We start from the raw sequence: 21,467 nt of genomic DNA, 5'->3' as shown, positions 1-21,467 counted from the left end.
CTTGAGGAGACAGAGATGAAAGTTGGATTCAAGATGCTGATGGCAAGCCTTGTGGGCTTGATGCTTGCGGGCGCAGCGCATGCGCAATACCCTTCGCGCCAGATGAACATGGTGGTGGCCTTTCCAGCAGGTGGCCCCTCCGATGTGGTGGCTCGCGTAATGAGCAAGGCGATTTCTGAGCAAACGAATCAGCCTGTGATCGTGGAAAACGTGGTGGGTGTGGGCGGCTCTTTAGGTGTGCTTAAAGTAGCCAATGCAACTGCAGACGGCCACACGATTTTGGCTGGCTCACCGCTTGAGTTGATCTACACCCCGCTGGGTGTGGCCGCTGCGAAAAACAAGCCGGAAGACATGCGCATGGCGGCTCTCATGGGTCGCACAGTCATGGTGATCGCGGTGCGTAAAGATTTGCCTGTCAACACCATGGCCGAATTCGTTGAGTACGCAAAGAAGGCAGACAAGCCATTGGCTTTCGGCAGCACGGGCGTGGGCTCGCTGTATCACCTGATGGCAGAAGACGCCGCCAAAATCGGCGGCTTCAAAGCCCTGCATGCGCCTTACAACGGTCTGGCTCCCTACCTCAAAGATTTGATGGGCGGCGTGCTCGATTGGGCGGTGTTGCCTGCCGCTGGCCCTGTGCCTGGTGCGATTGACGGCGGCCAAATCAAAGCGATTGCTGTTGTTTCGCCCGCGCCGATTGCTCGTTTGCCGAAAGTGCCATCGATTCGCGAAACTTCCGGCTATGGCAATTACGACTACAGTATTTGGATTGGTCTGCAAGTGAGCAAAAACACGCCCGATGCGATTGCCGCTTCGCTCAATAGCGCCGTGCTGGCCGCGTTGGCCAAGCCAGAAGTGCGCAAATCCGTGGAAGCCGCAGGCGTGGTTCTTGCGCCACCGATGACGCTCGGCCGCTTAGATAGCTTCTACAAAGATGAAATCGCAGCGGGTGCGGCTGTGGCTAAGACGGTGGGCTTGAAGCCTCAGTAAATTGCCGCGTTGCAATGCTTCTCAGATCGGCAAGTGGCTCAAACCCACTTGCCGATTTTTTCAATGTCTTCAGGAAACATCTCACCCGATTCGGCATGCAGTACCTTGCCATCTTTCCCGCGCACGATGACGACGGGGAGGCCTTTGGGTTTGGGGAGTGTTTTGGCGATAGCGGGGGTGAACATGGCTGCGGGGAAGCTGTAGTTTTTCTTGGCTAGATAGTCTTTCGCGGCTGCTTCAGTTTTGTCGATCGAGAGCGTGAGCATTTGCAGGCCGCGCGATTGATGCGCTTTCCACAGGGCTTCGATATGCGGGCTTTGGATCATGCAAAACGGACACCAGCTCGCCCACCAATAAATCACGGTGACTTTGCCTCGAGCTTGCGCAGGCTTGAATGTGCCGCCGCCGAGCAAGCTGGCTTCTGGCAAAGCGAGTGCTTGACCGACTGTGGGTAGCGACTGTTTCGTGTCTTGAGCAAAAACTGCTGCAGAGCCTAGCCCCAAGCTGTAGGTCAAAACATCGCGGCGTGTTGATGGCATGTTGAGCTCTGTCAAATCAAACGTGGAAACATATCATCGTTCATTTCTGCGCCATCAGCAAGCCTCTGCGCCAAGCCCTCAAAGGGCGGTGAGGTACGCCAGGGTCTGACCGCATGCCTTGCGTCATCGCCCAAATAGCGCGCAGAAAACACGCGGCGGCGATTACCGGGCGGTGTGCCGCGCGTAGCGTGAAGGGTGAGCATGTGGAAGGCGATGCAATCACCGGGCTCGAGCGCCCATGCGAGTTGCTTGAATTGATCAGGATGAGCTTCGATATCAGGCAGCTCTTGCAAACTGCCTTCAGGAAACCACTTGGCCTGCGCATCACGGAAAGTGCGCGGCATGTACCAAGTGCCTTCGTGCGAGCCTGCGATCAAGCGCAGCGTACTCTGCTCTGGCACAGGATCGACAGGAATCCAAAAGCTCACATTCTGGCGGCCACTCACGTTGTAATACGGCTGATCTTGATGCCAAGGCGTGGGCGCGCGCGTGCCGCTTTCTTTCACGAGCAGATGATCGTGATACAGGCGCACAGTTTGGCTTTGCATCAGCTCTTTGGCGATCAAGGGCAAGGCCGATGTTTTAAGAATCTGCTCGTAGTGATCATTGCTTTGCCAAGTGCAGAAATCTTCGATGAAACGCCCAGGATCGTCGCTCTCGCTAGCGGTGATGGCCAAGGGGCTTAAGTTGGCCAAGTTCTCTTCGATGCCTAATTCAAGCTGCATCAGTTGCATGGTGTTGAACACACCGCGCAACACAACCGCACCATCGCGTTGGAAATTGGAAATCGTTTCTGGATCTAAAACATTCATAACACGCAGCATAAAGCATCAATCGTGTGGCTGATCAGCATGAATACAAGACGGGGCGAGAACAACTTTGCGCCACAATCGATGCATGACTTCACCACCCAGCTTTTCCGCGCGTGACAGCGCGTTTGCCTTGTTCATTGTGGTCAGCTGGGGCTTGAATTTTGTGGTGATGAAATGGGGCTTGGCTAGCTGGACGCCGTTTCAGATGGGGGCGGCGCGCTATTTGTTGGCGGCCTTTCCACTGCTGCTCTTCATCCGTCCGCGCGGCCTGCCTTGGCGCTGGGTGCTGCTGTATGGCGTGGCGCAGGGCATTGGGCAATTTGGTTTCTTATTCACCGCTTTGAAGTTGGGCATGACCGCATCATTGGCTTCGGTGTTGATGCAAACGCAGGTGTTTTTTACGGCGCTGTTTGGGCTGTTGTTTTTGCAAGAGCGTTTGAATCGTGCGCAGCTTGTAGGCTTAGCTATGGCGGCATTGGCGTTGATGTGCTTTGCGATGCACTTCATCACCGGCTCGACGCTGCAATCAGGCGTGACCGTGCTTTCTTTCGCGTTGAATTTATGTGCAGCTGCCTCGTGGGCGGCATCAAATATCGTTGCGCGCAAAGCGCAGCAAGCCGCTCCAGGCTATGACGCATTAGCCTTTGTGGTGTGGAGTTCTGCTGTGCCGATCATTCCATTCGTCTTGCTCTCTGCCGCGCTCGATACGGGCAGCGTGCCAGCTGTGATTGAAAGCCTCATACAAGCGCCGTGGACGGCTTGGGCGGCTGCTGCCTATCTGGGCTGGATTGCTACGATTGCGGCCTACGCGATGTGGACGAATTTGCTCAAGCGCCATGCGGCCAATCGCGTCGCGCCACTCAGCTTGGGTGTGCCCGTCGTTGGTATCGCTGCAGGTATGTTGCTCTTGGGCGAGAGCGTGAGCGCATGGCAATGGGCGGGCGTGGCCTGCGTGGGTGCTGCATTGATCATTGTGCTTTTTGGTGCAAAATTTATAAGCCAAAAAGGCCGTCTGGCCAATTAAATTGTGCGCGAGATGCTACGAATTCAATAGCAATCGGTTTGCGCTAGATGGCTCAAGGCTTCACAGCCGTGACTTCAATCTCCACTTTGGCGCGCTTCTCCACCAAGCGCGCCACGCCCACACAGCTCATCGCCGGAAAGTTCTTTCCCATCACTTCGCGGTAAACACCACCGAGTTCGCGCAAGCGTGCGTTGTATTCATCGCAATCGATGATGTACCAAGTCATGCGCGTCATGTGCTCTGGCGCTGCGCCAGCTTCTTTCAAAATCGCTAACACATTGAGTAACGCTTGCTTGGTTTGCGCAATGAAATCATCGCTCTCAAACTGCTGCTGCGCATTCCAGCCGATTTGCCCGCCGGTGAAGATGAGCTGGCTGCCAGCGGTGAGCGTCACGGCCATACCGTTGGCATAACCTTTTGCAGGCGCCCAATCTGGGGGTTGGAGGAGTTGATGCATTTTGTACTTTCTTGAGACGTATGTACGAGGCTAAGAGGAGAACGCAAAAGACGCAAAAATGCGCAGAAGACGCAAAATAGTAGAAAGAAGGGTGATCGATTGACAAAGAATTGCTTGAGCAGCGATAGGAAAAGACATGGTTTTTTCTGCGGCTTCTGCGAATTTTTGCGTCTTTTGCGTTCTTTTGGTCAGCTCGCCAAAGACCTTAACTTAAACCGCTGCAACTTACCCGTTTCAGTGCGAGGCAAGGAAGTGCGGAATTCGATTTGTCTTGGGTATTTGTAAGGCGCGAGATTGGTTTTGACGTGCTCTTGTAGCGTCTTCACCATGGCCTCGTCGCCTGCAAAACCATTCTTCAATATAAGAACAGCTTTCACCACCATGCCGCGCTCTTCGTCAGGTGCGCCGATCACGCCGCATTCGGCGACTGCGGGATGTTTGAGCAAGCAGTCTTCTACCTCGGGGCCACCGATGTTGTAGCCGGCGCTGATGATCATGTCGTCTGCTCGAGCTTGGAAGAAGAAATAGCCATCAACATCCTGCATGAAGGCATCGCCGGGGTAGTTCCAGCCGTTTTTCACATAGTTCTTTTGGCGTTCATCGGCGAAGTATTTGCAACCTGTGGGGCCGATGACGGCGAGTTTGCCCACTTTGCCGCGTGGGAGTTCATTGCCTTCGTCATCCACCACTTTGGCGGTGTAGCCGGGGACGACTTTACCGATCGCGCCACGCTTGATGTCTGCCCCCGCGCTGGAGATGAAGATGTGAAACATCTCGGTTGCGCCAATGCCATCGAGCATTTCTAGCCCACTGGCTTCTTTCCAAAGTTGGCGCGTGGCATCGGGCAAGCCTTCGCCCGCGCTCACGCTGATGCGCAAGCTCTTCACGCCTTTGGCTTTGGCGAAGGCGGCCATCTGTCGGTAGAAAGTAGGAGCGGTGTAGCTGATGGTGGCTTTGATGTTGTTGATCACATCCACCATGATTTCCGGTGTGTAAGCTTTGTCGTGAAAATACACGCTTGCACCGGCCCACATGGGAAAGAGCAGCAGGCCGCCTAGGCCAAAGGTGAAAGCCAGAGGTGGCGAGCCGATGATGATGTCGGTGGGCTTGGCTTGCAACACATGGCGTGGCCAGCATTCGCAGGCAGCGAGCAGATCGCGGTGCAAATGCACGGCGGCTTTGGGCAAGCCTGTGGTGCCGCTGGTGAAAGCCATCATAGCCACATCGGTGGCGAGTGTGGGGCAGGCTGTGAACTCACCACTTTTGCTCGCGTAGAGTTGTCCTAAATCTTGCGCGCCTTCAGAGTTGAAGCAGATCACACGCTGCATGGGTGAAGAGCTTTGCTGTTGTGCTGCTTCCAGTTCAGCAAGCCATTGCCCATCGCACAGAGCGAGAGAAGGCCGAGCTTTGGTGATGATCTCTGACAATTCTTTTGCACGTAGCAGCGGCATCGTGGCCACGGCTACTAAACCAGCTTTCACCACAGCGAGCCAACACAGAGCCATACCGATGGAATTAGGGCCGCGCAGCAACACGCGATTGCCGGGGATGAGTTTGCAATCCTCGATCAAATACGCCGCAATGCGATTAACCACGCCTTGCGCCTCGGTGTAAGTGAAGTTGCGCTGCACGGAGCGCAGCATCACATTGCTCGCAAAGCCCTTTTTGCTGACTGCGTGATCCAGCAAATGCTCTACCGCATTGAGCTGATCTGGAAACTGCAACTCCGGGCGATCAAAACGGTACTGCGGCCAAGCCTCTGGTGGCGGCAGTTGATCGCGTACGAATGAATCGGTTTGCACAGATTTCATCAGATCACCCCTGTGAGAACAGACTTGCCCAAAATGAGTTGTTGCACTTCCGTCGCACCTTCGTAGATGCGCAGCGCGCGAATGTCGCGGTAGAGCGCTTCGATATGTGTTCCCACCTTCACGCCCATGCCGCCATGCATTTGCAGCGCCATATCGATCACTTTGTTGGCATTCTCGGTGGCCACCATCTTGGCCATGGCAGCGGCGGCTGTGTAGTCTTCTCGTGATGCTTCGCCAGATGCCAAGGCTACATCGCGCATCCAAGCAGCGCGATAAGTGAGCACAGCGCCCGCATCAATGAGCGCAGCCATCTCGCCGAGCTTGGCTTGGGTGATTTGTTGATCAGCCAAAGTCTTGCCAAACATTTTGCGACCTTGCGCATACTCGCGTGCTTCGTGCAGCGCTCGGCGCGCAAAGCCCAAAGCTGCCGCTGCAACTGAGGGGCGGAAGATATCTAGAGTAGCCATCGCCAGCTTGAAGCCCGCATTCTCTTCGCCAAGCATTTGGCTGCCCGGCACTTTGCAAGCATCAAACTTCAAGAGCGCCAGCGGATGCGGCGCGATCACGTCGATATGCTCGCTGTCATCCAAGCCCTTCGTATTCGCATCCATCACAAATGCGCTGATACCGCGCGAGCCCATTTGCATATCGGTCTTGGCAAAGACGCAGTAAAAATCCGCGATACCGCCATTGCTGATCCAAGTCTTTTTCCCATTGATTTCATAAGAAAAATGGCCACTTACCGGCGCAGAATCTGCGTGGACTGCTACTGTATTCATAGCAGCTACATCGCTACCTGCATCGGGCTCAGAAAGTGCAAAGGCCGCAATCTTTTCGCCACGCGCCACTTGCGGCAGATAGTTTTTCTGCAGCTCAGGCGAACCTGCGAGCGAGATTGATCCACTGCCTAAGCCTTGCATGGCGAAGGCGAAATCTGCCAGCGCGGAATGGAAGGCAAGGTTTTCTCGCAGGATTACCAGCGAACGGGAATCAATTTTTTCAAATGCTCCGCCGTGTGCAGCAGGCACGCAGTAGCGCAACCACTGATTCGCGCCCAACAGCTTCACCCATGCCTTGCAAGCGGCGCGATCATCGCTTTCGTCAATGTTCTGCTTGGGCAACCAATCGGCAAGGCAATTGCCGATTTCTTTGTGCTGCGCTTCGAAGAAGGGCAGGCTTAAATGTTTGGTGGAGGCGCGTAGATTCATGATGCTGCCTCGGCGAACAAACCGTTCCTTTTGAATGCAAAAGACGCAGAAGTTACGCAGAAGTCGCAGAAGAAAAAAGCAAAATTTGGCTGTTTCTTTTTTGCGACTTCTGCGAAGTTTTTGCGTCTTTTGCGTTCAAAAGCGCCGTTGAATGTATTCATCTCAATCCCCTGCAAAAACAGGTTTCTGCTTGGCCACGAAAGCCTCATAAGCCCGCGTGAAATCGCCTGTCTTCATGCAAATCGCCTGCGCCTGAGCTTCTGCCTCAATCGCTTGATCAATCGTCATCGCCCATTCTTGATGCAGCATGGTTTTCGTCATGCCGTGAGCGAATGTTGGGCCTTCTGCCAGAGACACCGCCAGCTTGTTGGCAGCAGCGCCCAGATCTGCGCTGTCATGCAGTGCATTGAAGAAACCCCAATTCAAACCCTCTTGCGCTGTCATCGCGCGGCCAGTGAAGAGCAATTCAGAGGCACGGCCTTGGCCGATCATGCGGGGGAGCAAGGCGCATGCGCCCATGTCTGCGCCTGCGAGACCGACGCGGGTGAAGAGGAAGGCGGTCTTTGCATTCGGTGTGCCTAGGCGCATATCCGCAGCGAGTGCGATCATCGCGCCTGCGCCTGCGCAGATACCGTCAATCGCGGCAATCACTGGCTGGGGGCAAGCCTTGATGGCTTTCACTAAGTCGCCCGTCATGCGGGTGAATTCCAGCATCTCGGGCATGCTCATCTTGGTGAGCGGACCAATGATTTCATGCACATCGCCGCCACTGCAGAAATTGCCGCCGCTGCCGGTGAACACGACTGCTTTCACATCGGTGGCGTAAACGAAATTGCGGAAGAGATCGCGCAGCTCGCCGTAGGAATCAAAAGTCAGCGGATTCTTCTTGTCAGGGCGATTGAGTGTGATCGTCGCAATGCCTGCGTCGAAAGCATAAGAAAAATGCTTGGCTGTATAAGATTGCTGCGCAGAGAATTGCGGGCGCATCGGATTATTGGCAGAGATGTAGTGCTTCATGATTTTTATGCAGGTGTATCGGTCATCAAGTTCATGGCCACAGCGCTGTCTTTCACGCGGCCTAGGAGCTTGTGCAGTTGCGTCATGTCTTTTTCACCGAGGCCGGCGAAGGCTTGTGTGATCCAGGTTTCGTGCTCGCGCGCCATGGCTTCGAAGCTTGCGTGGCCTGCGGGTGTGAGCTTCACGAGATAGGCGCGGCGATCGCCTTCCACGCTCATTCGCTCCACAAGCCCTTCGTTGACGAGCTGATCAGTGATGCCCGTGATATTGCCACCTGTGACCATCAAGCGACGAGATAACTCGTTCATCTTCAGTCCTTGCGGCGCACGCTCCAACTGCGCCATCAAGTCGAAACGCGGGAGCGTGGTGTCGAATTTTTCACGCAGTGCGGCGCGGATGTTGCGCTCGATCAGTTGCGTACAAGTGAGCATGCGCAGCCACAGGCGCAGCTCGTCGGCATGATCAGTATGGAGGCGGGCTTCTAGATCCATGTGTGTCCCTCAATGTGTTGCATCCAGCGCTTCTTGGATGGCTCGAGCTTTGGCGATTTCGCGGTACATCTGATCGCGGCCACTGATGTAGGGCAGTGGCCATTCCACATCGCGGCTTTGCTGCTGTGCAGCGGCGTGCAGCGTCCATGCTGGATCTGCCAAATGCGGGCGAGCAATGGCGCAGAGGTCTGCGCGGCCTGCGGCGATGATGCTGTTGGCATGATCAGCCTCGGTGATTGCACCGACGGCAATCGTGGCGATGCCGATTTCATTGCGGATGCGGTCTGCGAATGGCGTTTGATACATGCGGCCATAGATCGGCTTGGCGGCGCGGGTGGTTTGGCCGCTGGAGACGTCGATCATGTCTGCGCCAGCGGCTTGGAAGAGGCGCGCGATTTCTACCGCATCGGCATCCGTGTTGCCACCTTCAGCCCAATCGTGTGCGGAGATGCGCACGCTGATCGGCTTGCCTTGCGGCCATGCGGCTCGAATGGCTTTGAACACTTCGAGCGGATAGCGACAGCGGTTTTCTAAGCTACCACCGTATTCATCGCTACGTTTATTAGTGAGCGGGCAGATGAAGCTAGAGAGCAAATAGCCGTGGGCGCAGTGCAGCTCTAGCCAGTCAATGCCTGCGGCTTGGGCGCGGCGTGTGCTTTCCACGAAGGCGGCTGTGATGCGATCCATATCAGCGCGGGTCATCGCTTTAGGAATTTGGTTTTGCTCGCCATAGGGCACGGCGCTTGCGGCGATCAATGGCCAATTGCCAGTGGTTAAAGGCTCGTCTGTCGTTTCCCAGCCGAGTTGCGTGGAGCCTTTGGGGCCGCTGTGGCCGAGCTGTAATCCTAATTTCGCGCCACTGCTGGCTTTAAAAAATTGTGCAATGCGAGCGAGCGCGGCTTGTTGCGCATCATTCTCTAGTACCGGGCAAGCGGGCGTGATTCTTCCGTCCATCGTGGGCGAAGTCATCTCCACCATCACGAGCGCTGCGCCGCCTAAAGCGCGCGCGCCCAGGTGCACGAGATGGAAATCTTGCAAGATGCCATCGACTGCGCTGTAGGTGGCCATGGGGCTCACAACGATGCGATTTTTCAGCTGCACCTCGCGCATCTTGAAGGGTGTGAGCATCGGTAATACGGGATGCTTTGCGTTAGGGCGTTTGCCAAACCAGCTCTCATACCCGAGCAACCATTTCGCATCGCGTACACGCAGGTTGTCGTGGCTGATGCGCTGGCTGCGGGTGAGCAGGCTGTAATAAAACTGCTCGACTTCCATGCCTGCATAGCGCTCCACATTCTCAAACCACTCGGTGGAATTTCGCGCTGCGTTTTGAATTTTCAGCACTTCCACGCTGCGGCGGGCTTGATAGGCTTGCAAAATCTTAGAAATCGATTCACTATCAAAAGCATAGCTGTTTGCGCTTATTTCTTGCGGGCGATTGGCCGTTTTTCCATATAAAACAAACTCGTCGGCCAAATCAATTGCATCTTCCAGCGCCAGCTTGGTGCCCGAGCCAATGGAGAAGTGCGCCGTGTGCGCAGCATCTCCCATGAGCACGATGGGTACATTCTTGCCAGCAACCGTTTCCTCGTGCACCCAATTGCCGCAAACCACGCGCGGAAACTGTATCCAGATCGCGCTGCCACGCAAATGGCTGGCATTGCTCATGAGGGCATTGCCATCTAAATACTTAGCAAAGAGTTTTTCGCAAAACGCAATGGCTTCTGGCTGCTCCATCGCATCCAAGCCATGCGCCTTCCACACCTCATGCGGTGTTTCTACGATGAAGGTCGAGGTGTCTTCGTTGAATTTGTAGGCATGCGCGGCAAACCAACCGTGCTCTGTCTTTTCAAACGCGAAGGTGAATGCATCAAAGGTCTTCTTCGTGCCCAGCCAAACAAAGCGGCAGCGGCGTGTGTCGATATCGGGCTGATAAGTGGCGGCGTAGCGCGTGCGAATCCGACTGTTCAGGCCATCGCTGGCAATCACCAAATCTGCGCCGTATTGCGCAGCAAGCGCCTGGTCATCCTGCACATCGGTTTCAAACACCAGCTCCACGCCAAGCGCTTGGCAGCGCTCTTGCAAGATATTGAGCAGATGTTTTCTGCCAATGCCGCAAAAGCCATGGCCTGTGGAGCGCATGCTGCGGCCTTTGAAGAAGACCTCGATATCGTCCCAATGGTTGAACGCATCGCCAATGAGCTGCGCGCTCTCGGGATCGGCGGTTTTCAAATTGCCCAAAGTTTGATCCGAGAGCACCACGCCCCAGCCGAAGGTGTCAAAGGGCCGATTGCGCTCAGCCACGATCACACGCATGGCTGGGAAACGCTTTTTCATCAGCAGCGCGAAATACAAGCCGCTGGGGCCGCCGCCGATGCAAAGAATGGTGAGCTGTGAGGAGAGAGGGTTGTTTTCAGACATTATGAATAATTTAAACCTAAACTATCTGTTTGTCAAATAACCCGCAGAGCAAGCTGATTTGGGGTGCGGGGATGGCTGTTGAAGTGAGCGAGGTGTCCGCTCGTCAGCTCAAGGGCTGACAGACGGTGGCGTATCACTACAATGACTCGCACATCAACAACTCAAGAGTATTTACAGTGAACTGGCTCAATCGATTCCTCAGCAATGCGCCGCGTGATCTTGACTCGCCTTCGCATTCCACAGGTTTTTATGATGTTGAGGGCAAGCCTGTGCCCATCAGCGCTGATCAGCAAAATGTGCGAGCTGCGCGCGAGTTGGTTCACGCAGCGGCTGTGCGCACGGCCGCTGCGTTTGGTATTCCATCGAATTGGATGAGTTATGAGGTTGTCACGATCTCCGACGACGAGAAAGCCTATTTCCAGCTGCAGGTGAGCTTGCGTATTTGGGATGAGCAACTCTGGGCGCAATCCAGCGCCTTTGAGCAGCAAGCTTTGAAGAGGATTCGCGAAGACGATGTGAATGTGGCACGCGCCGTGCGTGCAGTGCTGTGGCGCATCTTGCCCGATGCTGGATGCCCGCATGATGAGCTTTCTGGTAACGATAGTTGGAAGCCAGAAAAAGTAAAAGCACGCGCTGTAGCCTACGACAGGTTACGCAATGAGTTGGCGGCAATTTCAACCAGCTTTCCATCAGTGATCACCGGCTTGGATGCGAGCGCTACTTTGCCTTCTCCAAGCTCAGGATTCAGCGAAACCATGCCAGTTCATAGCCCTGATTTTTTAAACACAGAATCAGCCGCCACAGGTTTTGCAAACACTCGCCCGTTCAAGCTCAGCGAAGATTTGCCTGCTGTAGATCAAGGCCAACGCTGATGCTCTACAAATTCAAATCCAAGGCGGGCGCAGATGTGATCATGCTCGAGCCCACAGGCCGTCAGGTGCTGGGCATTATCGGCAAGGGCCCGCAAGCCCAAGGCATTCTGTTGCCAGAACAGATGCTTGCTGCCAAAGCTGCGCTGCAAGCGGCGATTGCGCAAGACGAGCAGGCCGCCGCCGATGCCGAGGATGAAGACGAGGACACAGTTCGCCAGCGCATCAGTTTGCGCACCCGTGCTTGGCCGTTGGTGAGCTTGATCGAACGCAGCTTGAAAGAAGAAACGCCGATCACTTGGGGCGTTTGATGGGTGGGGGTGGTTCAGTCCACTTTAGCGCCTGAAACCTTCACCACCTTCGCCCATTTGGCGATTTCCGCATCAATGTGCTTGGCAAAATCTGCGGGGCTGTTGCCACCGGGCAATGCGCCTTGTGCAACCAATCTTTCTTTCACTTCTGGACGCTCCAAAGCCTTCGCCGTCTCCTGCTGCAAGCGCTGCACTTGAGCGGCAGGCATGGACGCTGGGGCGAGCAGGCCAAACCAACTGCTGGCTTCAAAGCCTCGCATCATTGCACCGCCGGCTTCACTGACCGTGGGAGCATCAGGCAAGGCGCTGGAGCGCGCGCTGCTGGTGACAGCCAGCGCTTTGAGTTTGCCCGCCTTGATTTGCGGTAGAGCGGAAGGCAAGTTGTCAAACATCACATCCATGTTGCCGCTCACCATATCCAGCAATGCCGGGCCTGAGCCGCGATACGGAAAATGCACCATGAAAGTACCGCTCATGCTTTTGAAAAGCTCGCCGGCAAGATGGATCGAGGTGCCGTTGCCGCTGGAGGCCATGTTCAGTTTGCCGGGATTCGCTTGAGCGTAGCGGATGAAATCGGGCACAGAGTTGATATTGAGGGAGCGAGCTTTGTCCGCATTCATCACCATCACATTAGGCACATAGGCCACCACAGTGATGGGCGCAAAATCTTTCACAGGATCAAAAGCAAGCGTGGGATAAAGCGCTTTGTTGATGGCTTGTGTGCCCACCGTGCCCATCAAAATCGTATGGCCGTCGTTGCTCTTGGCCACCACTTCCGTGCCCAGATTGCCACCCGCGCCTGCACGGTTTTCGACGATGAAAGATTGCCCAAACGCTTTTTGCAACTCGGGCGCAATTGCACGCGCGAGGATGTCGGTCGTGCCGCCTGCAGCAAAGGGCACGACGATACGCACCGGCTTGCTAGGCCACGCCTGTGCATACGCTGCGCTCTGCGAGCCGATTAGAGCTGCTCCAGTCATTGCTATAAAAATACTAGCACGTCGCGCAGTATCAATGCCGGCTATAGGCTGTTTTTGTTCAAAAAAAGATTGAAAAAATGAGCTCATCGCTTGTCTCCATGGTTCTTGGTGGAAGTGTTGCCAGTGTGCGGTAAATGTGCGATGGCCTGCTTACAGGTTTGCCCTAGGCGGACACCCAGCTCAACCGCTAGATCGTTGGCATGGCTGATGACACCCTCATCCAAAGTGCTTTGCGCCGCGCCAATGCACGCGCTCGTATGTGCTACAGCGCAAGCGGCCAAGCCCTGAGTTTGCAGCCAAGCCAGGCCTGAAACACCTGCACCATCTTTGCCAATGCCAGCATCATTAAAGATGCTCAGCAATGGCCGTGCTGCGGCCGCAAAGCCAGCCGAACTCATCCCGCCATGAGAGCCGCTCACAGCGATGCATCCTGCATCATTTGGGCTGAGTTGTGTGATGGAGTCAACAATTCGCAGCATGAGCTAAGTGTGGCTCTGCTTAGCTTGCCGCACATCAGTAAACACCCCAGCTTTCTACTGGAATACCCGAAACACAAGGGTCGTAACGTTCGTTACGATATCGGTATGCAAGCTCTATACACCACAGTAGCGAAAGCGCAAGTTTCCATCTTTGATATGAATGCTGTGCCTTGGCAGGTCACATCCAATCCGGGTTTGCTGCTCAAGCCTGTTCGAAACGATGATGCTCAAGGACAGTTCTTGGGGCTAGTCAGATTTGATGCGGATACTCGTAGTGGTTTGCATCAGCATCAGGGCGTAGCAACAAGTTTTGTGATAAACGGTGGTTTATCTGATTATCACGGCAGCATCGGTTTGCACCAAGCTGGCATCAACTTGTGTGGCGCAACGCATGATGCGATTGCATATCAGCGTACCGTTTTGGTGTCACGCTTGGAGGGACGCGTTTCTTATCCGCCCAACAGCGCCATCAGTGGCGTGCATACGGGCTCCTACAGCGCAGAATTTCAAAATCCTGCTCCTGAAGTGCCACCTGAAATCAATGTGCGTGTGGATGAGCTCGCTGTGCAGGCCACAGGTATCGAGGGCGTTAGCCGTCAAATGATTTTTGACTACGCAGGTACGGCTAGTAACCACCGTATGCAGCAACTGAATATTCGCCCAGGTACAAGTTTCAGTTTTCGAGTCAGCGCGCTCACAGAATTTTGGGTGCGTGGCGGTAATCTCCTGATCAACGAGCAAGTCGCGCATGCCAACTGTTTTGTTGTGTGCGAAGCACAGGCTAACGTCACGATCAACAGCCCTTTTGGCGCACAGCTATTGGTGTGGGCAGAAGCACCACCTATCGGTGCACCTGACGCACTGCTGGGCTACTAGAGCGCTTCTAATAACTGATCGAGCAGGGCATCCAGTCGTTGCAAATCTTGCTGACCGAAATCAGCGAATAGCTCAGCCTCGCGTTTCATGGCGCGTGTGCCGATCTTGCTGTAAAGCCGTTTACCTGACGGACTGAGCGAGAGTAAGGTGCGGCGCTGATCTTGTGTATCTGGCGCCTTCACAATACGCCCCGCTTTGGCCAGCGCAGCAATTGCGCGGCTCACAGACATTTTGTCGAGTCCACAAAAATCCGCTACTTCGGTAGCCGCCAATTGCGCATGCGAAGCCAGCACCACCATGACCCGCCAATCGTTAAGCGAGAGATGGTGTTCACGACTAACTCCTTCATGAAAAGGTCGAGCCGTGAGATTGACCACCCTCACGAGCTTGAAGAAAACCGAGCTGTCAACTGGCAGGCGAGGGTGGAGAGAAGTTTTTGGGTTATCAGGCTTTGCGGCTGGCATCGACGATCGCTTCAATTTTGCTGATCAAATTCGGATTGATCTGAGCTTTCCAGCGAGCATACACGCGGCGAGCCGCGATTTGCCATTCGTTCATTTCAGCAGGTGTGGGTACATGCACATTCACGCCCACAGCGCGAACTTTTTCCACATCGCTGTTAAACAAATCACGCGCCAGCTGTGTTTGCTGCTTGGCCGCATCAACGCCTGCCTCACGCACGATCTTCTGATCTTGCGCGCTCCAGCTGGACCACACAGGATTGGCGATCGCAAACAGCAAAATATCGTTGGAATAATTCCATTTGGTGACAAACTTTTGACCGAGGTTGTGTACTTTGGCAGCGAGGAACACCTCCAGAGGGTTCTCTTGCCCATCTACCGCCTTGGATGCCAGCGCGGGCTGAGCATCTGCCCAGCTCATGAAGGTGGGATTCGCGCCCATGCTCGTCATCACGTCGCCATACATCGGGCTGCCGACCACGCGAATCTTCAGGCCCTTCATATCATCAGGCTTGAGAATCGGGCGCTGGCTGTTGCTGATCTGGCGATAACCCGTTTCACCAATCGCCAGCGGCTCTGCGCCTGCTTTGCGTACCAGATCAAAGTATTCACCTGTAATCACAGGCGAAGCCATCACACGATCCCAGGCTTTGTGATCAGGAATCAAGAAGGGCAGGATGAAGGGCGAGAGTTCACGTACGGTACCGCTCCAGTTCACCGGTGCGCCGCAGAGCACGTCGATGATGCCCTGGCGCATGGCCGAGAACTCACGAGTTTGATCGCCTTGTACCAGCGATGAGCCAGGGTATTGCTTGATATTTATACGGCCACTGGTGCGCTCGCGCACGAGGTTGGCGAAAATCTCACCGCCCTTGCCCCATGCAAAGGCTGGCGGCACCACAGTGGACATCTTATATTCCGCTTTGTAGGCGTTTTGCGCAAAAAGGTAAGTCGGTGTGCCCACCGACAGCACAGCAGCCGATTTGGCCGCCACAGACAGAATAGAACGACGCTTAATCATCACAGTCTCCTTCATGAAAGAAAAATCAATACCCCAATGAACGGGGCAACCACAAAGCCAACTCGGGCCACACGGCCACTGCTGCAGTCGCCAGCAAGAAACTCAACACCAGCCACATCACATAAGGCACAGTCTGCTCAATACGAACCTGCGCCATTTTGCAGGCCACCAGCAGATTCACAGCCATAGGCGGTGTGAATTGGCCGATGGCGACCATCATCGTGAGCAGCACGCCAAACCACACTGCGTCCCAACCAAAAGCTAGCATGAGCGGCACGAGAAGCGGCAAGAAGATCAGGAAGATCGACACGCCATCTAACACCATGCCAACAAACAGCAGTACCACCATGACTGCAATCAATGCACCCGTACTGCCCAAGCCCGATGCCTTGATCCATTGCACTACCGGATCGATCAAGCCTAGTGTGTTCACGCTGTAGGCAAAGATGCCCGCCAGCGCCATCACGATCATGATGATGGCTGAGATCTCCGCAGCTTCGCGGAAGATGCTGTAAAGATCAGAGAGCCTGATCGTGCGATGAATCACCAAGCCCACCAGCAGACCATAGACCACGGCGACCACGGCCGCTTCTGTGGGCGTGAACCACCCTACGCGCATGCCGCCCAAAATCAGCACAGGCGCGGCCAGCCCCCAAGATGCCTCGCGCAGCGAATGCCAAAACGGCGGGCGTGGTAAATCTTTCTCCAGCTTGCCAAAGCCGTGATAGCGAGAGAGCAAGATCGCTGGGATCATCAGCGCTAGCCCCGCTAGGATGCCGGGAATCATGCCCGCAGCGAACAGCGCGGGCACGGATGCACCGGGTACATTCACGCTATAAACCACGAAGGCGAGTGACGGCGGAATCAAAATATCTGTGGCTGCTGCGCCGCCCACGATGCTTGCTGAGAACGGCGCTGGATAGCCCGCTCGAGACATGGCCGCGATCATCACACCGCCCACTGCGGCAGCATTGGCAGGCCCCGAGCCGCTGATGCCGCCGAGTACCATCGCCACAAGAATGGCAACGACAGGCAGCATGCCCGGCGAGCGCCCCACGCAAGCCTGCGCAAACGTGACCATACGCTGCGCTACGCCCGAGCGGTCAAAAATCGAGCCAACCAATACAAACATTGGCAGCGCAAGCAGCGGATATTTGGCGATGCTGGTGTAAGCGTTTTGCGGCGCGGCGAGCAAGCCCCACAATGGTGCATCGCTATTCGCCATCGCAATCGCTACCAGCCCACCCACGCCGAGCGATACACCAATCGGCACGCCAAACAGCATCAGCACGATGAAGAGGCCAAAGAGGACGATGCCTGTCATGCCTTATCCTCAGTCACCAAGGGCACACGCGCCACCTTCAAGCCCCACCAGAGCGTGCGCAGTGCAATCGCCATACAAAGCGGCGGCAGCCAAACGCTGTACCACCAGCGCGGTATACCAAGCCCCATGCTGGTTTCCTCGTACTTGATCTCATCCATGGTGAGCCGCGTGAAGAGGTAAGAGAGTACGAGGAAGAACACGACGCTCACTGCGCTTGAAAAGATTTTGAGCGAGCGTTGGCGCGAAGCTGAGCCGCCATCGTAGAAAAACTCAATGCGAATATGCTGATCACGCCCCGCGACACTGGCCGCGCCAGCAAAGCACATCAAGCCCATGAGGAAGACCGAGATTTCTTCTGTCCATGCAAAGGATTGATCGGTGAAATAACGCACCAGCACATTGAGCAAGGTGATCACGACCAGCAGCGCCATGCAAGCCACGGCGATGTGGCCTTCGAGTTCGCGCAAGGCTTGCTTCATCAGGCGCTTGCCTTTTGGATAAGTTGCTGCGCAGCCTGAACGATCTGCTCCGCGTTCACACGTGCCTCAAGCTCAAGCACATTCGAATAGCCCACAGGAATGCGCGGTGCGCCCAAGCGTTTGACTTTGCAGCCAGTTTCTTCTGCGGCAGTGGCCACGATTTCTGCGCCAAAGCCTGCCGCTTGAATCGCCTCATGCACCACGAGAAGGTTGTTTGTTTTGGCGCACGACTGCAAAACGGTGGCACGATCCCAAGGCCAGATCGTACGCAGATCAATCAGCTCCACAAGCACACCGAGCGCAGCCAACTGATCCGCTGCTTGCGCACACACGCCCACCTGTTTGCTCCAGCTCACCATCGTGAGGTGTTCACCGTGGCGAAGCACATTCGCTTGCCCTAGCGGAATCTCAAGCGCGGTATCCACATCCTGCGTTTGCCCCCAAAGCGTTTTGTGCTCCATGTAAATCACAGGATCACCGCTTTGTATGGCTGCGCGCAGCAAGCTGAAATTGTCTTGCGCGCTGCTGGGGCAGACCACCACAAGGCCGGGAATATGCGCAAACCAAGCCTCCAAGCTTTGCGTGTGCTGCGCGGCGCTCGCATCCCAAATGCCAATCGGCATGCGCAGCAGCACAGGCACGCGGCCTTGCCCGCCAAACATATAGCGATTCTTCGCGGCTTGGTTGATGATTTCATCCATGCCGCAGAGCGCGAAATCCACCACCCGCATCTCCACCACAGGCCGCATGCCCGCGAGCGCCATGCCCACGCCTGCGCCTGCAATCGCGGCTTCAGAAATCGGCGTATCGATCACACGCTGCGCGCCAAACTCAGCTTGCAGCCCCGCATATTGGCCAAAGATACCGCCGCGCCCCACATCTTCGCCCAATACGATCACGCGCGCATCTTGCTGCATCTCGAGGCGCATGGCTTGCACGGCAGCTTGCGCGTAGCTCAGTGTTTGAATGCTGCTCATCGCCACTGCCCCGCTCCGGTGCTTTGCACATCGGTGTAGGCGGCCGATTTGTCTGGCCAAGGCGCTGCGCGGGCTGAAGTCACGGCAGTTTGCACTTCTGCATCCACTTCATTTTTAATAGCATTCAGCGCAGATTCTATGCCGGCGATATGACCAAAATGCTTTGAAATATAGTTCTCAAATCGCTCCAAAGGATCGTTTTGCAGCATGCGCGCATGCTTTGCCGGATCACGATACTTCGCGGGATCAACCGACACATGGCCTTTGACGCGATAAGTAATCGCATGCAGCAGGCGAGGCCCGCCATCACTGCGCACTTGGCTCACGAGGTGCTTGGCGGCATCATGCACTTGAACAACATCATTGCCATCTACCTTGATGGCGGGAATGTCAAAGCTTTCCGCACGAGCAGATGCGCCTTGCCCGCCCGTCATCGGCGCGGTGGCTGTTGTGGCGCTCCAGCGGTTGTCTTCACAGACGAAAAGAATATTGAGATTGAAGACGCGCGCCCAATTGAGCGCTTCCGAAAAAGGCCCGCGATTGATCGCGCCATCGCCAAAGAAGCAGGCCGTGATGGCATCGCGCTTTTGGAGCTTCTGTGCGTGCGCAGCACCCACGGCAATCGGCAGGCCAGCGGCCACCACACCATTTGCGCCCAGCATGCCAACGGAGAAATCGGCAATATGCATCGAGCCGCCTTTGCCGCCATTGAAGCCCGTGGCTTTGCCAAAGAGCTCATGCATCATCTTCTCAAGCGATGCACCTTTGGCCAAGGTGTGGCCATGGCCGCGATGGGTGGAGGTGATGTAGTCATCCGGCCGCAAATGCGCGCACACACCTGTGGGCACAGCCTCTTGCCCCGTCGATAAATGCAAAGGCCCGCGCACCGCAGCCGCACCCGTAGCCTCTTTGCCATAAGCACTGACACCGCCCTGGCTGGCTTCTTCGGCTGCAGCCTCAAAAGCACGAATACGCTGCATCATGCGGTACAGCGCTAGTGCTTGGGTGTATGTGATTTCAACTGCCATGCCACATCGTAACGATCGTTACTATTCTTGCTCATGGGGTTTTCCCGGCTGATCAGTGTAGAGGCCACAAAAAAGCCACCCGAAGGTGGCTAGGATGTTGATCACGGATTGACAATCAATCTGCGTAAACACCTGCGGCTTTGATCACGGGTGCCCACTTGGCGATTTCAGCGGCAACGAAGGCGCGGTGGCCTGCGGGGTCGGTGCGCGCATCATTCACCACAATGGCGCCGCCGGCTTCTTGCTTGTTGATGAAATCTGGATCGCGCACAGCGAGCTTGAGGGCATCGTTGAGCTTTTTGAGTACGGGAGCGGGTGTGCCTTTGGGGGCATACAGACCTTGCCAGATCGTCACAGCGAAATCTTTGAAGCCAGTTTCTTGCATGGAAGGAATGTCTTTGAAGACGGCAGGTGCCAAACGCTTCGGTGTTGTCACGGCATAGCCTTTGACTTTTTTACCTTCGAGCTGAGGTGCAGCCACAGTGGATTGATCGCACATCAAATCAATTTGGCCGCCGATCAGATCGGTCATGGCGGGAGCCGTGCCGCGATAAGGCACGGTGGTCATGTCGACCTTGAGTGCAGATTGAAAGAGCATGCCGCACAAGTGCGATGCAGAGCCGATGCCAGCGTTACCGATGTTGATCTTGCCTTTGTTGTCATTGGCCCACTTGACCAATTCAGCCATGTTGTTGGCAGGAAGGGTGGGGCGTGCGAGCACGGCCATGGGGTTCTCGCTCACGATGCCCAGGTGCTCAAAATCGCTTTCCACTTTGTAGGGAATGTTGCGCAGCATGGTGGGCAAGGTGGCCTGGCCGATGTGGAAGAAGAGCAGGGTGTAGCCATCGGGGTTGGCCTTGGCCACTTTGTTGGCACCAATAGAGCCTGATGCGCCAGCGGCATTCTCAATCACCACGGAGGTGCCCAAGGTCTTGCCCATGGATACAGCCAAATCACGAGCTGCTTTGTCGGTGGGGCCGCCTGCAGCGAAAGGCACAACGAAGGTGATGGGCTTGTTGGCCACTGGGTAATCTTGCGCAGTGGCGGGCAGTGCCACGCACAGTGCTGCGGCAGCCGTGGCCAAGAGTGTGAAGCGTTTGGTGAACATGGATAACTCCTAAAGAAATGCGTCGCAAATGATTTGCGCCTAGGTTCATGGTAACGCGCCAACACATAACTTGGCATACGTAATTCCCACTCCCCGAGGCTCAGGATTTACCCGAAATCCCTTGCAAATCATAGGCTTACGGCTTTATGCCATAAAGCCATGAGCATCTGACTACTCTGTATTGGACGCATGAGCCCGCAGTGCTTACAGTACCGTCCATGAAACGAATTGCCACTGTGCTCGCTGCTCTGATCTTGTCTGCCACGGCGTATGCTGGGCAGGCTCATCCTGTGTCTGCGGATGATGCACACACTGCTTTGGCGCAAGGCGCGTTTGTGGTGGATGTGCGCTCAGCACAGGCCTTCGCGCAAGGGCATTTGCCGCAAGCGGCTTCTTTGCCAACGAATACGGCACAACTGCCTTTGTCTGAACTCGCACGCTTGCTGTCACAAGCAGGTGTGGACAGCTCGCGTTCCATCATTGTTGTTGGCGATGCTGGGCAGCCTCAAGCGCAGGCTTTGTGGCAGCGCCTAGCGCAAGTTGCCTCGGGTCGTGTGCTCTGGTTGGTTGGCGGTGTGCAAGAGTGGCAGATGCGCGGACATGCACTCACCACCGACGCATCTTCACGCCCGCCCGTCCCGCAATTTCTAACGCACTTTGACGCACCCAGCCATGCATCGCGCATGGCGGGCAGCAAGGTGCGCACCAGCGCCCTACTGGAGCGCGATCTGCCAGTGCAGCTGGCATCGAACTGATTTTTAAGCCCTTTTCGGCACTTTGCCGG

General features: G+C 55.6%; 23 protein-coding genes. 6 read left to right on the top strand and 17 right to left on the bottom strand.

Features of this window, described 5'->3' with window-relative positions:
* Window positions 1-15: 15 nt before the first annotated feature.
* The gene (locus tag KIH26_RS15865; protein WP_213446665.1) at window positions 16-990 is read left to right on the top strand and encodes a tripartite tricarboxylate transporter substrate binding protein; all 975 of its coding nucleotides are present in this window, start codon (window positions 16-18) and stop codon (window positions 988-990) included.
* A 38-nt stretch (window positions 991-1,028) separates the two neighbouring features.
* Here the strand turns inward: KIH26_RS15865 and KIH26_RS15860 are convergent, their stop codons facing one another.
* Together KIH26_RS15860 and KIH26_RS15855 are read right to left on the bottom strand one after the other, a co-directional pair.
* Window positions 1,029-1,529, bottom strand: coding sequence for a TlpA family protein disulfide reductase (locus tag KIH26_RS15860; RefSeq protein ID WP_213446664.1), 501 nt, complete (start codon window positions 1,527-1,529; stop codon window positions 1,029-1,031).
* Window positions 1,530-1,540: 11 nt separating this feature from the next.
* The gene (locus KIH26_RS15855; protein WP_249661443.1) at window positions 1,541-2,341 is read right to left on the bottom strand and encodes a phytanoyl-CoA dioxygenase family protein; all 801 of its coding nucleotides are present in this window, start codon (window positions 2,339-2,341) and stop codon (window positions 1,541-1,543) included.
* 85 nt (window positions 2,342-2,426) lie between these two features.
* Here KIH26_RS15855 and KIH26_RS15850 point away from each other — a divergent pair, with 85 nt between their 5' ends.
* Complete coding sequence (locus KIH26_RS15850; protein ID WP_213446662.1) at window positions 2,427-3,365, top strand: EamA family transporter; 939 nt, start codon at window positions 2,427-2,429, stop codon at window positions 3,363-3,365.
* Between the two features lie 52 nt (window positions 3,366-3,417).
* Here the strand turns inward: KIH26_RS15850 and KIH26_RS15845 are convergent, their stop codons facing one another.
* From KIH26_RS15845 to KIH26_RS15820, 6 genes are all read right to left on the bottom strand, one after another.
* A complete protein-coding gene (locus tag KIH26_RS15845) occupies window positions 3,418-3,822 on the bottom strand; it encodes a RidA family protein (RefSeq protein ID WP_213446661.1) in 405 nt (134 codons plus the stop codon).
* 188 nt (window positions 3,823-4,010) lie between these two features.
* Window positions 4,011-5,633, bottom strand: a complete 1,623-nt coding sequence (locus tag KIH26_RS15840; protein ID WP_213446660.1) for an AMP-binding protein — start codon at window positions 5,631-5,633, stop codon at window positions 4,011-4,013.
* Window positions 5,633-6,841: an acyl-CoA dehydrogenase family protein gene (locus KIH26_RS15835; RefSeq protein WP_213446659.1), complete on the bottom strand. Its 1,209-nt coding sequence runs from the start codon at window positions 6,839-6,841 to the stop codon at window positions 5,633-5,635. Before KIH26_RS15835 ends, KIH26_RS15840 begins: the two co-directional genes overlap by 1 nt.
* Before the next feature lie 162 nt (window positions 6,842-7,003).
* Window positions 7,004-7,858, bottom strand: coding sequence for an enoyl-CoA hydratase family protein (locus tag KIH26_RS15830; protein ID WP_213446658.1), 855 nt, complete (start codon window positions 7,856-7,858; stop codon window positions 7,004-7,006).
* A gap of 5 nt (window positions 7,859-7,863) precedes the next feature.
* Complete coding sequence (locus tag KIH26_RS15825) at window positions 7,864-8,349, bottom strand: MarR family winged helix-turn-helix transcriptional regulator (RefSeq protein WP_213446657.1); 486 nt, start codon at window positions 8,347-8,349, stop codon at window positions 7,864-7,866.
* A 9-nt stretch (window positions 8,350-8,358) separates the two neighbouring features.
* Complete coding sequence (locus KIH26_RS15820) at window positions 8,359-10,770, bottom strand: bifunctional salicylyl-CoA 5-hydroxylase/oxidoreductase (RefSeq protein ID WP_213446656.1); 2,412 nt, start codon at window positions 10,768-10,770, stop codon at window positions 8,359-8,361.
* A gap of 176 nt (window positions 10,771-10,946) precedes the next feature.
* On the opposite strand from KIH26_RS15820, the gene KIH26_RS15815 reads away from it, so the two are divergent.
* Together KIH26_RS15815 and KIH26_RS15810 are read left to right on the top strand one after the other, a co-directional pair.
* Complete coding sequence (locus tag KIH26_RS15815) at window positions 10,947-11,642, top strand: hypothetical protein (RefSeq protein WP_213446655.1); 696 nt, start codon at window positions 10,947-10,949, stop codon at window positions 11,640-11,642.
* Window positions 11,642-11,950, top strand: coding sequence for a DUF1840 domain-containing protein (locus tag KIH26_RS15810; RefSeq protein ID WP_213446654.1), 309 nt, complete (start codon window positions 11,642-11,644; stop codon window positions 11,948-11,950). The genes KIH26_RS15815 and KIH26_RS15810 overlap by 1 nt, the downstream gene beginning before the upstream one ends.
* A 14-nt stretch (window positions 11,951-11,964) precedes the next feature.
* On the opposite strand, the gene KIH26_RS15805 is transcribed toward KIH26_RS15810, so the two are convergent.
* Both KIH26_RS15805 and KIH26_RS15800 read right to left on the bottom strand, forming a co-directional pair.
* Window positions 11,965-12,930: a Bug family tripartite tricarboxylate transporter substrate binding protein gene (locus KIH26_RS15805; protein WP_249661440.1), complete on the bottom strand. Its 966-nt coding sequence runs from the start codon at window positions 12,928-12,930 to the stop codon at window positions 11,965-11,967.
* An 83-nt stretch (window positions 12,931-13,013) separates the two neighbouring features.
* Window positions 13,014-13,409 carry a hypothetical protein gene (locus KIH26_RS15800; protein WP_213446652.1) on the bottom strand — a complete coding sequence of 132 codons (396 nt, stop codon included), beginning with the start codon at window positions 13,407-13,409 and terminating at the stop codon, window positions 13,014-13,016.
* Between the two features lie 105 nt (window positions 13,410-13,514).
* Here KIH26_RS15800 and KIH26_RS15795 point away from each other — a divergent pair, with 105 nt between their 5' ends.
* Window positions 13,515-14,285: a cupin domain-containing protein gene (locus KIH26_RS15795; RefSeq protein ID WP_213446651.1), complete on the top strand. Its 771-nt coding sequence runs from the start codon at window positions 13,515-13,517 to the stop codon at window positions 14,283-14,285.
* On the opposite strand, the gene KIH26_RS15790 is transcribed toward KIH26_RS15795, so the two are convergent.
* The 7 genes from KIH26_RS15790 to KIH26_RS15760 form a co-directional block, all read right to left on the bottom strand.
* Window positions 14,282-14,749: a MarR family winged helix-turn-helix transcriptional regulator gene (locus KIH26_RS15790; protein WP_213446650.1), complete on the bottom strand. Its 468-nt coding sequence runs from the start codon at window positions 14,747-14,749 to the stop codon at window positions 14,282-14,284. The two genes, KIH26_RS15795 and KIH26_RS15790, sit on opposite strands and share 4 nt — an antisense overlap.
* The gene (gene dctP / locus KIH26_RS15785; protein WP_213446753.1) at window positions 14,730-15,764 is read right to left on the bottom strand and encodes a TRAP transporter substrate-binding protein DctP; all 1,035 of its coding nucleotides are present in this window, start codon (window positions 15,762-15,764) and stop codon (window positions 14,730-14,732) included. Before dctP ends, KIH26_RS15790 begins: the two co-directional genes overlap by 20 nt.
* A gap of 28 nt (window positions 15,765-15,792) precedes the next feature.
* Entirely contained in the window at window positions 15,793-17,091 is a 1,299-nt protein-coding gene (locus KIH26_RS15780) for a TRAP transporter large permease (protein ID WP_213446649.1), read from the bottom strand.
* Window positions 17,088-17,570: a TRAP transporter small permease gene (locus KIH26_RS15775; RefSeq protein ID WP_213446648.1), complete on the bottom strand. Its 483-nt coding sequence runs from the start codon at window positions 17,568-17,570 to the stop codon at window positions 17,088-17,090. Before KIH26_RS15775 ends, KIH26_RS15780 begins: the two co-directional genes overlap by 4 nt.
* The gene (locus tag KIH26_RS15770) at window positions 17,570-18,547 is read right to left on the bottom strand and encodes an alpha-ketoacid dehydrogenase subunit beta (RefSeq protein ID WP_213446647.1); all 978 of its coding nucleotides are present in this window, start codon (window positions 18,545-18,547) and stop codon (window positions 17,570-17,572) included. The genes KIH26_RS15775 and KIH26_RS15770 overlap by 1 nt, the downstream gene beginning before the upstream one ends.
* On the bottom strand, window positions 18,544-19,575 hold the full coding sequence (locus KIH26_RS15765) for a thiamine pyrophosphate-dependent dehydrogenase E1 component subunit alpha (protein ID WP_249661438.1): 1,032 nt from the start codon (window positions 19,573-19,575) through the stop codon (window positions 18,544-18,546). The genes KIH26_RS15770 and KIH26_RS15765 overlap by 4 nt, the downstream gene beginning before the upstream one ends.
* A gap of 115 nt (window positions 19,576-19,690) precedes the next feature.
* Window positions 19,691-20,683 carry a tripartite tricarboxylate transporter substrate-binding protein gene (locus KIH26_RS15760; protein WP_213446646.1) on the bottom strand — a complete coding sequence of 331 codons (993 nt, stop codon included), beginning with the start codon at window positions 20,681-20,683 and terminating at the stop codon, window positions 19,691-19,693.
* Window positions 20,684-20,901: 218 nt separating this feature from the next.
* On the opposite strand from KIH26_RS15760, the gene KIH26_RS15755 reads away from it, so the two are divergent.
* Window positions 20,902-21,438, top strand: a complete 537-nt coding sequence (locus tag KIH26_RS15755) for a rhodanese-like domain-containing protein (RefSeq protein ID WP_213446645.1) — start codon at window positions 20,902-20,904, stop codon at window positions 21,436-21,438.
* Window positions 21,439-21,467: the final 29 nt, after the last annotated feature.

Origin of the sequence: Variovorax sp. PCZ-1 (genome assembly GCF_018413605.1) — a bacterium.
In the GTDB taxonomy this organism is placed as follows: domain Bacteria; phylum Pseudomonadota; class Gammaproteobacteria; order Burkholderiales; family Burkholderiaceae_C; genus JANMDU01.
Note: the sequence above shows the minus strand (reverse complement) of the source record. Positions and strands in the feature narration are given on the sequence as shown.

Coding starts and splice junctions, on each gene's coding strand:
- KIH26_RS15760 (WP_213446646.1), bottom strand. CDS start 20,683: ATGTTCACCAAACGCTTCACACTCTTGGCCACGGCTGCCGCAGCACTG.
- KIH26_RS15830 (WP_213446658.1), bottom strand. CDS start 7,858: ATGAAGCACTACATCTCTGCCAATAATCCGATGCGCCCGCAATTCTCT.
- KIH26_RS15765 (WP_249661438.1), bottom strand. CDS start 19,575: ATGGCAGTTGAAATCACATACACCCAAGCACTAGCGCTGTACCGCATG.
- KIH26_RS15810 (WP_213446654.1), top strand. CDS start 11,642: ATGCTCTACAAATTCAAATCCAAGGCGGGCGCAGATGTGATCATGCTC.
- KIH26_RS15780 (WP_213446649.1), bottom strand. CDS start 17,091: ATGACAGGCATCGTCCTCTTTGGCCTCTTCATCGTGCTGATGCTGTTT.
- KIH26_RS15800 (WP_213446652.1), bottom strand. CDS start 13,409: ATGCTGCGAATTGTTGACTCCATCACACAACTCAGCCCAAATGATGCA.
- KIH26_RS15755 (WP_213446645.1), top strand. CDS start 20,902: ATGAAACGAATTGCCACTGTGCTCGCTGCTCTGATCTTGTCTGCCACG.
- KIH26_RS15850 (WP_213446662.1), top strand. CDS start 2,427: ATGACTTCACCACCCAGCTTTTCCGCGCGTGACAGCGCGTTTGCCTTG.
- KIH26_RS15805 (WP_249661440.1), bottom strand. CDS start 12,930: ATGACTGGAGCAGCTCTAATCGGCTCGCAGAGCGCAGCGTATGCACAG.
- KIH26_RS15790 (WP_213446650.1), bottom strand. CDS start 14,749: ATGCCAGCCGCAAAGCCTGATAACCCAAAAACTTCTCTCCACCCTCGC.
- KIH26_RS15835 (WP_213446659.1), bottom strand. CDS start 6,841: ATGAATCTACGCGCCTCCACCAAACATTTAAGCCTGCCCTTCTTCGAA.
- KIH26_RS15770 (WP_213446647.1), bottom strand. CDS start 18,547: ATGAGCAGCATTCAAACACTGAGCTACGCGCAAGCTGCCGTGCAAGCC.
- KIH26_RS15820 (WP_213446656.1), bottom strand. CDS start 10,770: ATGTCTGAAAACAACCCTCTCTCCTCACAGCTCACCATTCTTTGCATC.
- KIH26_RS15825 (WP_213446657.1), bottom strand. CDS start 8,349: ATGGATCTAGAAGCCCGCCTCCATACTGATCATGCCGACGAGCTGCGC.
- KIH26_RS15840 (WP_213446660.1), bottom strand. CDS start 5,633: ATGAAATCTGTGCAAACCGATTCATTCGTACGCGATCAACTGCCGCCA.
- KIH26_RS15775 (WP_213446648.1), bottom strand. CDS start 17,570: ATGAAGCAAGCCTTGCGCGAACTCGAAGGCCACATCGCCGTGGCTTGC.
- KIH26_RS15855 (WP_249661443.1), bottom strand. CDS start 2,341: ATGAATGTTTTAGATCCAGAAACGATTTCCAATTTCCAACGCGATGGT.
- KIH26_RS15795 (WP_213446651.1), top strand. CDS start 13,515: ATGCAAGCTCTATACACCACAGTAGCGAAAGCGCAAGTTTCCATCTTT.
- KIH26_RS15865 (WP_213446665.1), top strand. CDS start 16: ATGAAAGTTGGATTCAAGATGCTGATGGCAAGCCTTGTGGGCTTGATG.
- KIH26_RS15845 (WP_213446661.1), bottom strand. CDS start 3,822: ATGCATCAACTCCTCCAACCCCCAGATTGGGCGCCTGCAAAAGGTTAT.
- KIH26_RS15860 (WP_213446664.1), bottom strand. CDS start 1,529: ATGCCATCAACACGCCGCGATGTTTTGACCTACAGCTTGGGGCTAGGC.